This is a genomic window from Pseudoalteromonas sp. P1-9 (genome assembly GCF_001399975.1).
Lineage (GTDB): Bacteria > Pseudomonadota > Gammaproteobacteria > Enterobacterales > Alteromonadaceae > Pseudoalteromonas.
The window spans coordinates 1-12,184 of the sequence record NZ_LKBD01000005.1 but is presented as its reverse complement, the minus strand read 5'-3'; the positions used below and the strand labels follow the sequence as shown (position 1 = coordinate 12,184).

General features: G+C 39.1%; 16 protein-coding genes. 7 read left to right on the top strand and 9 right to left on the bottom strand.

Annotation, left to right across the window (positions count from 1 at the left end; all coding sequences use genetic code 11):
- The first annotated feature begins 41 nt into the window (after nucleotides 1-41).
- Nucleotides 42-728, top strand: a complete 687-nt coding sequence (locus tag AN214_RS04900; protein ID WP_054978675.1) for a UTRA domain-containing protein — start codon at nucleotides 42-44, stop codon at nucleotides 726-728.
- A gap of 118 nt (nucleotides 729-846) precedes the next feature.
- Nucleotides 847-1,959 (top strand): GGDEF domain-containing protein, encoded by a 1,113-nt coding sequence (locus AN214_RS04895; protein WP_054978674.1) that lies wholly within the window; start codon nucleotides 847-849, stop codon nucleotides 1,957-1,959.
- 55 nt (nucleotides 1,960-2,014) lie between these two features.
- Here the strand turns inward: AN214_RS04895 and phnW are convergent, their stop codons facing one another.
- The 6 genes from phnW to AN214_RS04865 all read right to left on the bottom strand — a co-directional run bounded on the left by phnW (nucleotide 2,015) and on the right by AN214_RS04865 (nucleotide 4,989).
- Nucleotides 2,015-3,115 carry a 2-aminoethylphosphonate--pyruvate transaminase gene (phnW, locus tag AN214_RS04890; protein ID WP_054978673.1) on the bottom strand — a complete coding sequence of 367 codons (1,101 nt, stop codon included), beginning with the start codon at nucleotides 3,113-3,115 and terminating at the stop codon, nucleotides 2,015-2,017.
- A 108-nt stretch (nucleotides 3,116-3,223) separates the two neighbouring features.
- Nucleotides 3,224-3,694 carry a Cys-tRNA(Pro) deacylase gene (gene ybaK, locus AN214_RS04885; protein WP_054978672.1) on the bottom strand — a complete coding sequence of 157 codons (471 nt, stop codon included), beginning with the start codon at nucleotides 3,692-3,694 and terminating at the stop codon, nucleotides 3,224-3,226.
- 151 nt (nucleotides 3,695-3,845) lie between these two features.
- A complete protein-coding gene (locus AN214_RS04880; RefSeq protein WP_010558932.1) occupies nucleotides 3,846-4,070 on the bottom strand; it encodes an EF-hand domain-containing protein in 225 nt (74 codons plus the stop codon).
- A 110-nt stretch (nucleotides 4,071-4,180) separates the two neighbouring features.
- Complete coding sequence (locus AN214_RS04875) at nucleotides 4,181-4,396, bottom strand: calmodulin (RefSeq protein WP_010558931.1); 216 nt, start codon at nucleotides 4,394-4,396, stop codon at nucleotides 4,181-4,183.
- Between the two features lie 72 nt (nucleotides 4,397-4,468).
- Nucleotides 4,469-4,681, bottom strand: coding sequence for a calmodulin (locus AN214_RS04870; protein WP_054978671.1), 213 nt, complete (start codon nucleotides 4,679-4,681; stop codon nucleotides 4,469-4,471).
- A gap of 86 nt (nucleotides 4,682-4,767) precedes the next feature.
- Nucleotides 4,768-4,989, bottom strand: a complete 222-nt coding sequence (locus AN214_RS04865; RefSeq protein ID WP_054978670.1) for an EF-hand domain-containing protein — start codon at nucleotides 4,987-4,989, stop codon at nucleotides 4,768-4,770.
- Between the two features lie 350 nt (nucleotides 4,990-5,339).
- On the opposite strand from AN214_RS04865, the gene AN214_RS04860 reads away from it, so the two are divergent.
- From AN214_RS04860 to AN214_RS04850, 3 genes are read left to right on the top strand one after another with little or no spacing between them, the layout of a single operon-like run.
- Nucleotides 5,340-6,692, top strand: coding sequence for a sensor histidine kinase KdpD (locus AN214_RS04860; protein WP_054978669.1), 1,353 nt, complete (start codon nucleotides 5,340-5,342; stop codon nucleotides 6,690-6,692).
- Nucleotides 6,689-7,213, top strand: a complete 525-nt coding sequence (locus tag AN214_RS04855) for a hypothetical protein (protein ID WP_054978668.1) — start codon at nucleotides 6,689-6,691, stop codon at nucleotides 7,211-7,213. Before AN214_RS04860 ends, AN214_RS04855 begins: the two co-directional genes overlap by 4 nt.
- A 9-nt stretch (nucleotides 7,214-7,222) precedes the next feature.
- Nucleotides 7,223-8,557, top strand: a complete 1,335-nt coding sequence (locus AN214_RS04850) for a sigma-54 dependent transcriptional regulator (RefSeq protein WP_054978667.1) — start codon at nucleotides 7,223-7,225, stop codon at nucleotides 8,555-8,557.
- A gap of 26 nt (nucleotides 8,558-8,583) precedes the next feature.
- Here the strand turns inward: AN214_RS04850 and AN214_RS04845 are convergent, their stop codons facing one another.
- From AN214_RS04845 to AN214_RS04835, 3 genes are all read right to left on the bottom strand, one after another.
- Nucleotides 8,584-8,976, bottom strand: a complete 393-nt coding sequence (locus AN214_RS04845; protein ID WP_082428492.1) for a DoxX-like family protein — start codon at nucleotides 8,974-8,976, stop codon at nucleotides 8,584-8,586.
- Nucleotides 8,977-9,413: 437 nt separating this feature from the next.
- Complete coding sequence (locus tag AN214_RS04840; RefSeq protein WP_054978665.1) at nucleotides 9,414-10,220, bottom strand: DUF2145 domain-containing protein; 807 nt, start codon at nucleotides 10,218-10,220, stop codon at nucleotides 9,414-9,416.
- An 89-nt stretch (nucleotides 10,221-10,309) separates the two neighbouring features.
- Nucleotides 10,310-10,651: a hypothetical protein gene (locus AN214_RS04835; protein WP_054978664.1), complete on the bottom strand. Its 342-nt coding sequence runs from the start codon at nucleotides 10,649-10,651 to the stop codon at nucleotides 10,310-10,312.
- Between the two features lie 129 nt (nucleotides 10,652-10,780).
- Here AN214_RS04835 and AN214_RS04830 point away from each other — a divergent pair, with 129 nt between their 5' ends.
- Nucleotides 10,781-11,521: a helix-turn-helix transcriptional regulator gene (locus tag AN214_RS04830; RefSeq protein WP_054978842.1), complete on the top strand. Its 741-nt coding sequence runs from the start codon at nucleotides 10,781-10,783 to the stop codon at nucleotides 11,519-11,521.
- A gap of 121 nt (nucleotides 11,522-11,642) precedes the next feature.
- The gene (gene yiaA, locus AN214_RS04825; RefSeq protein ID WP_054978663.1) at nucleotides 11,643-12,035 is read left to right on the top strand and encodes an inner membrane protein YiaA; all 393 of its coding nucleotides are present in this window, start codon (nucleotides 11,643-11,645) and stop codon (nucleotides 12,033-12,035) included.
- The last annotated feature ends 149 nt before the right edge of the window (nucleotides 12,036-12,184 follow it).

Sequence of the window (12,184 nt, the reverse complement as noted above, 5' to 3'; positions counted from 1 at the left end):
GCATAGGCCTCGTTTTCTGCAGATTTTAAAAGCCACTTTCTATGTTGCTATATCAAAAAATACAAAAGTATATTCAAACACATATCGCCAGTGGCGAGCTTGCTATTGGTGATAAACTACCATCTGAGCGCACGCTGCAAGAACACTTCAATTCAACCCGTATTACTGTGCGTGAAGCATTAAACCGCCTTGAAGCAGAAGGCTTAATTTACAGCCAAAAACGCCGCGGCTGGTTTGTTACATCCAACAAACTTAAGTGGCGACCCGCAACTAAAGTTAATTTTTATCAATTAGCGCAAGAGCAAGGCTTTACGCCAAACACCCATGTATTGACTATCGAGAAACAAGAAAATATGTTGCTTAATCAGCAGTTTAGTGGTGATACGTTATATAAAATCGAGCGTGTTCGCAGCCTTGATGGCCGACCAATTATGTTTGAACAGATCAATTGCGATGCCAGCCGTTTTGATGATCTAGAATCACAACCGCTCAATGGCTCAATCACCACTATTATGACCTCACATTATCATGTGGATATTAACAATGAAGAATGCGTAATAAGTGTTACTGTTCTGCCAGATGATGTTGCTAAAAGCCTTGAAAAAAATAGCGGTGCGCCGTGTTTAAAAGTGATTCGTCAGCGTTATGAAACAAGTGGTATTTTAATCGACTACAACATTGAATATTGGCTGCATGATGCCATTGAAATGATAGTGATTGGCCAATAAAAACTGACTCGTTGGGCTGAGCTTGTTCTCATTTTTATGTTTAATTTTAAGCGCTAACATTTTAACTATGGAGGATTTTAACTAAACTCAGAGCATTAGTTATACAGCGGCAGAATTAATGAATATCAGTTACCAAGAAGCAGTGGGTGTTAGTTCCACCATCGAGATTATTGCCTGTATCTTCGCGCTATTTATTTTGCGCTCAGTGATCAAAGACAACAAAGAAACCCCCTACCTTTTTGGTTACTTTATTAGTTCGTTACTGTTTTTTTATTTTTTAAATAAACCACCTTTACACATTGCAAATACTGATTGGTATCTTGAAGACTTAATAGGCACCATCACTTCCTTATTATTTGGCTTAACTATTTGTAAAAAAAGTGAGAGTGATAAACTTAGTCTCTTACTGCTTGTTTCGTTTGCAGTATTTACCTGTAGCATACTGTTTATTGAAAACCATGTGTTTTATACCATGCTATTTTCAGCCTACTGCCTTTGTATTGCACTTATAAGCTTAGTTAAGGTCAAAAACCCCAATCAAGCAGACAAAGGGTTAGTGATCTTTCTTGTAATTTCACTGCTAGTAATATTTTATGAACTATCTAGCATTCCTAAAGGTATTAGTCGCCGCGAATACTTTGAAACAGACTTTTATTATTTGCTAGTTTACTTTTCATCACTTATTTTGGTTCTCACGGTATTTATTTTCACAAGTCAACTGATTAACCTCACATTAAAATATAAAGCTTTAGCGACACAAGACGCGCTTACCGGTCTATATAATCGCACTGCGGTTTACAATCTTGTTAATAATCAATTGGCATTAGCCAAACGCAATAAGCAAACATGTTCGGTGTTAATGTTAGATATCGATCACTTCAAGCAAGTAAATGATCAACATGGTCACCAACAAGGAGATGATGCAATTAAGCTCGTTGCTGAGCAAATACAACACTGCACACGCGAATACGACATTAGCTGCCGTTATGGTGGTGAAGAGTTTTTTATTTTTCTAACCTATTCTGATGAGAATGTTGGCTTTCAAATTGCTGAGCGCATTCGTAAAGCGGTAACCGAACAGTCAAAAGATAAACTATATGGACCTTTAACCATTAGTGTTGGATTAACACAATTTAAAGAAACGTTATCTGTAGATGAAAATATCGACATCGCTGATAAAGCTCTTTATGCCTCAAAACAAGCAGGACGCAATCAAACAACCTTAAGCTAACAAGCAAAAAGGTAATAGTGTTTGGCTATTACCTTTTATCTAATGAAGCCATTTTTTATGATTCTAACCAAAATCGACTGCGCTTTATTGCACTAAGTAATCGCGTTATATCGTCAGGGTAAATTTCGCCAATATTACCAATGCGGAAACAATCAGCGTCCGATACTTTACCCGGATAAATCACAAACCCTTGCTCTTTTAACGCACTGTAAAACAAAGCAAAATTGTATTTATTACTGGTTGGTGAATAGAACGAGGTGATAATCGGCGAATGCAGCTCTTTCGCTAGCAAGGTCTCAAATCCAAGTGCGTGCATACCATCAACTAAACGCTGTTGATTTGTTTTGTAGCGGTTAAAGCGCGCTTTGACACCGCCTTCCTCTTCTAATTCCAAAAGCGCCTGATAAAACGCTCTTACCACATGGGTCGGCGACGTGAAACGCCACTTTCCATTGTGGTCTTCCATGGTTTTCCACTGCGCGTACAAATCTAAGCTAAGTGAACGTGCTATACCTTGGCATTGTGCAATAATCGCCTTTTTAACAATCACAAAACTAAAACCCGGTACACCTTGAATACATTTATTAGCAGAGCTAATAAGCACATCTATGTTAAGTTCAGCCATATCTAACTCAATACCACCAAAGCTGCTCATTGCATCTAATATAAAGGTTTTATCATACTTTTTAGCAAGAGCGCCCATTTCTGCAACCGGGTTGAGCATACCCGTGGTGGTTTCGCAGTGCACCATTGCAATGTGAGTAATATCACTGTGCGCTTGTAACTGCTCTTCAACCTCTGCCATATTTGGTAACTGAGTTTCATTTAAATTAAGCACTATTGCATTGATATTTAGGTAATTTGCTATTTCAGCGATGCGTTTTCCATAAGCGCCATTATTGATAATAAGCAGTTTATCTGTGTTTTTAATTAAACTGCCAAGTGCTGATTCAACGCTTGCCGTGCCACTTCCTTGCATTAATACACAGGTATAATCGTGAGTGTTACTCGCAAGGGCCGTGAGTTTCGTACGGATCGCCTCTACAATCTCAATGTTATAGTCGTCATCCCAGGTACACCAATCTTTAAGCATTGCCTGCTTTACTGTCTCGCTGGTTGAAAGAGGGCCCGGCGTCAATAACAAGTATTCATTCATTTCATCTTTTCCAATCTGGTATAGTCCAGATTATTTAAGCATAAAAATGACCTTGAATTATGAAACTTCAATGACAAATAACGGTTCGAGGTAAACCTTAAGTAAGCGCTATTCGGCTTTTAGTGCTACAAACTGCCCATTAGTAAGTGATAAAAGATCACTTGGTTTAAGTTCAATCTCCAAACCGCGACGGCCGGCGCTTACATAAATAGTGGAGTGTTCTTTTGCAGAGTCATCAAGCAGGGTTTTAAGACGTTTCTTTTGTCCAAGTGGACTTACGCCGCCAAGTACATAACCGGTTGAACGCTCAACATCGAGCGGTTCGGCCATTTTTGCTTTTTTTGCTTTACTCGCCTTGGCCACAGCTTTTAGATTTAATTTTTGATCGACAGGAATAATCGCTACAACCAGATCGCCATTATCTAAGCTTGCTACCAGCGTTTTAAACACAGTGGCCGAACATACGCCAAGTTTCTCACTGGCTTCTAACCCAAAAGACGCAACACTGCTGTCGTGTTCATACTGGTGTACAGAGAAATCTATTTTCGCTTTTTCTGCTGTTTTAATTGCTGGCGTCATGATTTTGCTCATAAAACTAAGATGTTATAAGCAGCTTACATAAGCCAATTCAAAAGCAAAAGCCCTTTTAACGCGAAAATAGTGCGACCGTAAAAGTATTCATGTCCAACAAAAAATAGTTCAGGTCGCACTAGGGAGGGTTGATACGGGGTTATCCAGTGAATCTAGCGAATTCTTGTGGACTTAATTCGCCATTATTATCACGGTCTAAATGTGTAAATTGTTCAAGTAGTGCGTGATTGCGTTTCGCCTCGTCTACGCTGATTGTGCCGCTGTTGTCAGAATCGAACAAAGCAAACTCTTCATCTGCAACAGCTTTTACGGTGGCAAATAACATTACATACATTGAGATTGCGATAACTAAGGCTTTTTTCATTTCATTTCACTACTTGATTTAATAAAAAAAGTTGGACTCACTCGGCATACTGATTGACAAGGAGTTAAGTGAGCCCAACTGTAAAACGGGATATTTAAGAAGCTTTAAACTTATGACGCTTTAAACTTCGAAAATTCCTCTTTGCTTAACTCGCCACTGTTGTCTACATCTAAGTCAGCAAATTGGTGAACTAGCGATACGTTTTGCATTGCTTCGTCTTTGCTGATAGAGCCGTTACCATCTGTATCAAGTGTTGCGAAATCGTCTGCTGCAACTACTGAGAATGAACTTGCGATAACAAATACTGACATTACTAATTTTTTCATTTTAAATTCCTTCATCTTTACTTTGGTTTTTTTACTTAACGTTGGAAAGTAGCGCACTTCCCCTGGTACGGATTAGCCTTTAAATGCTACAAACTCGTCTTTGCTTAGCTCGCCGTTACCATCAACATCCAGTGTTTTAAATTGCTCTGAAAGTGCTTCATTTTGTGCCGCTTCCTGCTGGCTGATTGCACCATTGCTATCACTATCAAGTGTTGCAAAATCGTCTGCTGCAACTGCTGAGAATGAACTTGCGATAACAAATACTGACATTACTAATTTTTTCATTTGGAACTTCCTTTCATTTTAACTTTGAATATCTAAACTGATTGGAAAGTAGCGCACTTCCCTATTATTAAGTGGTAAGGCGTTTGTTAGCCTTCAAATGCCGCAAATTCGTCTTTGCTGATTTGCGCATCTTCGTTTGTGTCTAATTCTTCAAATACTTCAGCTACTTTGCTGTTTGCACCTGCTTCAACTTCAGAAATGAAGCCATCTTTGTTAAGGTCAAGCTCATCAAATAATGTGTTTGCTTGTGTATTAAATGCTGCTACACCAAGTACTGCTGTTAAATATGCAATTGCTCTAATCTTCATGGGTATTTCTCCCTATAATTGGATGTCTGTTAAATTTTTGCTTAACGCAAAATACATTTGTTAAGCTAGTCCCGTTCTATGCTTTCGCATTGTCGCTAAGACTATTACAAACATGATGCCAACTTTTAAAAAAGCATATAAAACAAGCAGATAGGATATTTCCGAGTCATTTCGCTCGAAAATCAGCAGTTTATTTGTTGCTAAATTGCAACAACAAAACGAGAAACATATTTTTATCTCTATAAAACAAACAGTTATATTGTCGCAATTTTGCAACAACTAATTTAATTTCTACTTTTAATCGAGCAAAAGCTGTTCGGTTCAGCCTGTATTTGCAAAGGTTTTTTTTAGTGAAACAATTTTTTTCTCAGTCGTTACAAAAACAAGCGTTAGTTGCCATGTTAGTGGGCGTGCTTCCGATCGTATTGCTTACACTGTGGTATGCCACTAGCATCTCAAAACATCAGCAAGAGACACTTCGAATCTATGATGAAAATCAGGAGCTTATACTCGAATACAATTATATTAAAGCAGACGTAAATGGCATTGAAAAGGCGCTCAAGAACAACCAACTTTTAAAGAGTGAACAATTACAAATTAGTATCGAACAAAAGTGGCAAACCACGCAAAATCGCATCGAAATACTCAAATTAAAACTCGCGAAAAGTGATTTTGTTGCTAAATTGCAACAAGCGACATTATTGGACCCAAAAAGCGCTGATGAATTTGCGCAACTGGTGGCGCAACTTAAACAACTTGATGCCAACTTTGATGACACACTTGATAACCGTCTCGCAAATAAAATTGAACAGTTTAAGTCGTTACAAACCGAGTTTGTTGTTGGCCTGATTGTGTTACTGCCGATATTAGTGATTATTAGTTCGTTTTTAATCTTTCGCATTTGTCGTCAACTCAATCAGGTTGAAACCGTATTATCTGATGTAGGTAAGGGGCAGTTAGATCAACCGATAAAATTATCAGGTAGCCATGAGCTGCAACAACTTGGCAGACGACTAGACTGGCTTCGCTTGGCACTAAAACGCGTGCAACAACAAAAGGAAACCTTTTTACGCCATGTCACTCACGAACTAAAAACACCGCTAGCCTCAATTAATGAAGGCAGCAGCTTATTAAACAGCGGGTTACTTGGCGAGGTAAGTGATAAACAAGGTAGAATTTTAACCATAATGCAGCAATCGGTAGAGAAGCTTGCGCGCATGATTGATGATTTACTTAATTACAGTGCAGCAAGCCACCCAGACGGATTACAACAGGTTACCTCTTTCAACACACTAGAAGAAGAAATTAACCGTCACTTAAGTGATACTATTGCGAATAAAGACATCGCTATATGTTGGCACATTAGCGCTACAAATAAGGTACCGCACTTACCGTGTAAATTGATCCTTACGCAACTAGTCAGCAATGCGCTAAATCATGCAACGAGCACAGTAGATATTTACATTAGACAAAATCATAATACCATTGAACTCAACGTGGCGGACGACGGACCAGGCATTAATCAAGAAGAAGCACACTTACTTTTTCAGCCTTTTTACCAAAGCGAACACAATAAAAACAAGCAAGGTTCTGGGTTAGGGCTTGCCATTGTGTCAGAATGCGTCAATCAATTAAAAGGCGATATCACATGGCAAGAAACAGACTCAGGTGCAAACATACTAATTACATTCCCAAGCCAATGAAGATATTTAAACTCTTTACACATTTAAGTGCTGCACTGTTTATTGTCGCGTGTACCAGTACACCACCTGTGCAAAATAACAACGAACACACTCAGTCGACAACAAATACAAATAAAGTGGCAGAACAAACGCACCAACCGATTACCGCGGTAATAAGCGCATTGCTTGCAAATTGTACTCATGCGCCAATCCGCCAAACTCTTGAAAATGAGGCGTTACAAACATTTATTGGTGATTACTGTACAACAACCTCTACCAACAAACAGTTAAAACTGATTGAGGACATTAAAGGCAACGCGTTATGGCCAAATGATTACATGGTTTGGTTTGATTCGTTAACTTGGCATACGGAAAACTTACGAAAACAAAAGATCACTAACTTTTATTCAGATTCAAAAGCTCAAAAACACGAGCAACAATTGCTCGAGCTGCAAAGGCAATTAATTGAACTTAAACAAAAGCTAGTCGACATTGAAAAACAACGCCTTGAAACCTCTCTTTCAGAAAACAGAACACAATAAAGGACACCTATGAAACATTTGGCTAGCGCTGCCAATTTATTACTGGTTGACGATGACACTGCGCTTGCAGAACTGCTTGCGATTCGCCTTGAAGGCAACGGATATAATGTCACTGTGGCTGAGAATGGTAATCAAGCACTTGCCCTGTTAAAGCAAACCGCCATTGATTTAGTGATCACCGATTTTAAAATGGCGAATATGGATGGCTTTGCTCTTAATCAAGAAATCAAAAAATTTTACACTGGCATGCCAGTGATTATGATGACGGCGCATGGCTCTATTCCCGATGCGGTAGATGCTATGCACCAAGGGTTTGTTAGCTTTTTAACAAAACCTATCGATAGCCAACAAATGCTTGATGTGATTGAAAAAACGCTTGCCGGTAAAGTAAGCCAAAACAGCAGCGTTGAGCCAGATAACTTTCATGGCCTCATTTACCAAAGTGAAAAAATGCACCAATTAGTGCAGCAAATAAAAGCGCTGGCAAACAGTAAGGTCAATATCCTTATTCAAGGTCAAAGCGGTAGCGGTAAAGAAGTCGCAGCAAAAGCCATTCACTTAGCCAGTAATCAAGCCAACGGCCCTTTTATTGCTATTAACTGTGGTGCAATGCCAGGTCACTTGCTTGAATCAGAGTTATTTGGTCATAAAAAAGGAGCCTTCACAGGCGCAGTAAGCGATAAAGAAGGCCTAGTGCAAGCGGCCAATGGCGGTACCTTATTTTTAGATGAAATTGGCGATATGCCGCTTGATTTGCAAGTCAAATTATTACGGGTGTTACAAGAGAAAAAAGTTCGTCCAGTTGGTAGCCAAGTTGAACAAGAAGTCGATATTCGTGTAGTCTCAGCAAGCCATAAAAATATCGTGCAAGCGGTCAAAGATAATCAATTCCGTGAAGACTTGTATTATCGCTTAAATGTGGTTTCAATTACCTTACCGAGCTTAAAAGAACGCTTAGATGATATACCCCTGCTCGCCACGCGATTTTTAGCCAAACTCACCGACGATGCCAAACAGTTTAATCCACAAAGTATCACGCGCATGCTAAGTTACGATTGGCCGGGTAATGTGCGTCAACTACACAATATCGTTGAACACTGTATTGCAATTAGCGCTGGAAATATTATTACCGAAGATGTTGTTGCAAACGCATTGCCTGATTCAGACGAAACGCATAACGCCTTTGTTGGTTTAAATGAAGCCAAACGTCAGTTTGAATATGACTATATTCAAAAGGTGTTAGCACTGTCTGGTGGCAATGTGTCAGAAGCTGCAAAACTGGCACAACGAAACCGCTCAGACTTTTACAAATTAATGAAAAAACACGAAATCAGCAACGAGTGATCATACAGTAGCGTCATAGCTTTCCATTACACTTTGGCGTTATCACCGTTTTTGGATTGGTTTAAGTCTGCCAGTAAAATGAGGCTTAAACCAATTATCGCAATATTCGTTGTAACTGGATTAAATGCTTCAATCAGTAACGCCGGTTGCAAAATCACAACAAACAGCAATAAACCACATAACGCTAAGATATTGAAAAATAAAAGCAGTTTTGAACGATAAAAAACAAAAATAAGCAGACCGAACAACACTTCCCCGACCCCTGCAGCTTTCGTGATGAAGTAAGAGGCTTCATCAGAAAACCCGATACTCGCCGTCATTAATTTTTCAAGTGGCGCAATATGCACTAGTTTTGGAAAAATTCCGTGATACAACCAACTAAAACTCACGATATAACGAGAAATTTGAACTGATGACACCGAGTCTCGTCCTTGATTTACAGCATTAATATTGACGTCATCCTAACATCAAAACACCCAGCAACGTTTTAAAGATTGCAAAAAACACCAATTTAAATCGCTTACGATGTATTACAACCATAAAAAACACCCAAACAACGACGCGCCGTTTGGGTGTTAGCCCCAAGCCTTACAGCATTTTTCGCAAAATGAGTTTAAGCGCGTCCAAGCATACGCAATAAGGTGACATCTTTACTCAACAAGTGATGTTTAAGCGCGTTTACAGTAGATGCCTTGTGCCGGTGTCATCTACTGTAAACCCCGATTACAATGAATGAGGCTCAATAAATTAGCCCGCTAGCGCGCCGCTAAACGTGTCCGATTTAATCACATGCTGACCATTAATACACATCATATGAAATACGGGCAAAGCCCTTACACCTTGAAAACTAACACTCTTAGTTAGACGCAAGTAACTGACGAGGGGGTTGATTGTAACTAAGCGTTATGACATTTGATGCCAAATCATACGATGACAGGTATTTCGCTATGCTCGTAAACGTGGTGGTATAAATTTTCGTACCATGATCATCGGTCGACACACCATCTATAAATAAGTTTCCCATTGCCAATTTTGCACGGTTTACTCTAATACGCTGCGGCTTAAAATACGCTTTGGTGTTCGCTTTTAATTGCTGTTTATCTGTAGTTTGATAAATCGCTGAGTTAATCAGATCTAATAAATGCTCGTTGCAATTTTGATATTTTGTTGTGTAAGGGTTTGATATAAGTGAGTAATTGCTATTGTGCAAAGTAACATTATTACCGTCAACAACGGCTTCAATTAGTCGAGATTGTAGGTCGTTGTCAGGAATAATAATACCCGCAGTAAGCTCTGGCACACCCCAAAAAAAATCCACAGGATAATCGGTCACTAAACTGCTTTTGTCTTTATCGTTTGGCTCTTGATACAAGTTATAAATAGCATACCCTTTTGCAGTGTCGCCGTCATCAAGGGCAATTTCAGAATAAATCGCTAATGCCGAATGGGTGAAATTGACACCTTTTGGTAAATCTTTTTTCGCTTGCCCCATGCGCGCAATAATAAATGCACGCGCACCTTTTTTAGCTGCATAGTGCTCAACTTGTTTAGCAAACGCGGTTACATCCTCAACCGGAAACGTTTGCTTTTGTTGTTGCTGGCTGCCTGCAATGGCAGCCTTCGATAACAACAAGCAACTAATTAATGTATATGTCCATTTCATAATGTTTCTCCCTTAATACTATTTAACCCGGAAATAACTAACAGGTGCTGCTAGAAAGTCATTTGTTATCCCGAATTCAGATAACTTAATTACTGCTTGCACTTTTTCTTCATTGCATGTGCAGGTGAACGGTCTACTGTGATAGTCACCTCGGTAATTTCAAGCGGTGCATCTGGTTTTTTGCTAAGTGATTTTGCAGTGCGCATTGCTTTATCGCCCGCAGTCATACTCACCATGCCAACACTGCCAGCGGCAATTAAAGGTATCGCTACTACACCGCTCGCAACTTGTGCTGAGCCTTTTGCTGAATGGACCGTTGCTAGCGATGAGTGTTTGCTCGCCTCACTAAAGTTATCTGATGCTGCATTTACGTGATACGGCATTGCCGCGAAAAGTACTGAACTGATTACAATTGATTTAATAAACTTCATGTTAATTCCTCTTGGGTGGTTCCGTTTACGCTTTTTAAATTAGGAGAAAGAATTATTTATGTAAACCAAAATGGTTGAAGTATGAAATTTAAAGACTTAAAGTATCAAAAAATAATACCAAGGATGATTATGAGCCAAATTAAAAGCGTCACCTTAACGCTTAAACAACTGCTTAAACAACACAAACTCACCTACCGCGATGTTGCAGTGCATCTAGGTTTAAGTGAAGCAAATGTAAAGCGTGTTTTTGCTAGTAATAACTTTTCGCTAACGCGGCTTGAACAAATTTGCCAACTGCTCAATATTAGCCTTACTGATTTGTTTTCATTAACTGAGAAACAGCAAAGCCAATTATCACAATTAAACTTAGAACAAGAACAACAGCTGGTTGATGACCCTAAACTGTTACTTGTCGCGGTATGTATTCGCGATGGCTGGCAATTTGATGAAATTATTGAGCAATACGACATAGATCAATTCGAAGCGATCCGTTTGATGGCTAAGTTAGACAAACTCAAAATTATTCAGCTATTGCCCAATAATCATTACAAATCGCTTATCGCACAAGATTTTCGTTGGCAAAAAAATGGACCATTAGAGCGCTTTATGGAAAACGAAGTCATGACTAAGTTTATGGCTAACAAATTCGATAACATTGATGCATCTCGCTTTTATTTACGCGGCCGTTATTCACAAACTTCCATCGATTACATTAAGAAGAAACTAGAGCAGCTGACTAAAGAAGCAGCGCAACTCAATATTGAAGATGCCGATCTTGCCCTTGATAAACGCAAACACATGGGCATATTGTTTGCGATGCGGCCATGGGAGCCGTCGTTATTCGAACAGTTTAGACGCGCAAAAAGCTAACTTAGTAGCATAAATTAATACCATTAAGCATAAAATAAGCAACTTTAAAAAGCAAAGTTTACTTATTTGTAATTATCCCGATACTTGTGTGTAACTTAATTCACAAGCATGGAAAAATATTATGGATAATTTAAAACCAACCAGCGCATTTAAATTAAGCGCGATCGCAAGTTTAGTGATTGGCATGGGTGCGTATTTAATTGGCTTATACAATGCAACCTTACTGTTGAACGAAAAAGGTTATTACCTAATTATTTTGCTTTACAGTTTATTCGCTGCAGTGTCGTTACAAAAAGTTGTACGTGATAAACAACAAGGTTTACCTATATCAAAGCCGTACACAATGATTTGTTGGATATCACTGGCAATTGCTATTGCATTACTCGCGATTGGCCTGTTTAACGCCGATATGTTACTCAGTGAAAAGGGCTTTTTTGCCATGGCGTATACCTTATCGCTGTTTTCAGCCATCACAGTACAAAAGAATATTCGCGATATGTTAGCGTTCAAATAGGATGAAGAGCCCGCTCCACTGCCTGAAATAATTGAATAATAGTAATTAAAAGGGAAGCGTGCTTTGATCTTCCCCTGAAATTCTAGACACCTAGCTTACCGAATTATATCGGATCTCAAACTCTTCAGGGGACTGATGGCCTAGATGGC

What these genes read in the sequence shown, in the direction of transcription:
- AN214_RS04850 (WP_054978667.1), top strand. Translation starts at nt 7,223, where the DNA reads ATGAAACATTTGGCTAGCGCTGCCAATTTATTACTGGTTGACGATGAC.
- AN214_RS04875 (WP_010558931.1), bottom strand. Translation starts at nt 4,396, where the DNA reads ATGAAAAAATTAGTAATGTCAGTATTTGTTATCGCAAGTTCATTCTCA.
- AN214_RS04870 (WP_054978671.1), bottom strand. Translation starts at nt 4,681, where the DNA reads ATGAAAAAATTAGTAATGTCAGTATTTGTTATCGCAAGTTCATTCTCA.
- phnW (WP_054978673.1), bottom strand. Translation starts at nt 3,115, where the DNA reads ATGAATGAATACTTGTTATTGACGCCGGGCCCTCTTTCAACCAGCGAG.
- AN214_RS04830 (WP_054978842.1), top strand. Translation starts at nt 10,781, where the DNA reads ATGAGCCAAATTAAAAGCGTCACCTTAACGCTTAAACAACTGCTTAAA.
- AN214_RS04880 (WP_010558932.1), bottom strand. Translation starts at nt 4,070, where the DNA reads ATGAAAAAAGCCTTAGTTATCGCAATCTCAATGTATGTAATGTTATTT.
- AN214_RS04840 (WP_054978665.1), bottom strand. Translation starts at nt 10,220, where the DNA reads ATGAAATGGACATATACATTAATTAGTTGCTTGTTGTTATCGAAGGCT.
- AN214_RS04865 (WP_054978670.1), bottom strand. Translation starts at nt 4,989, where the DNA reads ATGAAGATTAGAGCAATTGCATATTTAACAGCAGTACTTGGTGTAGCA.
- AN214_RS04855 (WP_054978668.1), top strand. Translation starts at nt 6,689, where the DNA reads ATGAAGATATTTAAACTCTTTACACATTTAAGTGCTGCACTGTTTATT.
- AN214_RS04895 (WP_054978674.1), top strand. Translation starts at nt 847, where the DNA reads ATGAATATCAGTTACCAAGAAGCAGTGGGTGTTAGTTCCACCATCGAG.
- AN214_RS04900 (WP_054978675.1), top strand. Translation starts at nt 42, where the DNA reads ATGTTGCTATATCAAAAAATACAAAAGTATATTCAAACACATATCGCC.
- yiaA (WP_054978663.1), top strand. Translation starts at nt 11,643, where the DNA reads ATGGATAATTTAAAACCAACCAGCGCATTTAAATTAAGCGCGATCGCA.
- ybaK (WP_054978672.1), bottom strand. Translation starts at nt 3,694, where the DNA reads ATGACGCCAGCAATTAAAACAGCAGAAAAAGCGAAAATAGATTTCTCT.
- AN214_RS04835 (WP_054978664.1), bottom strand. Translation starts at nt 10,651, where the DNA reads ATGAAGTTTATTAAATCAATTGTAATCAGTTCAGTACTTTTCGCGGCA.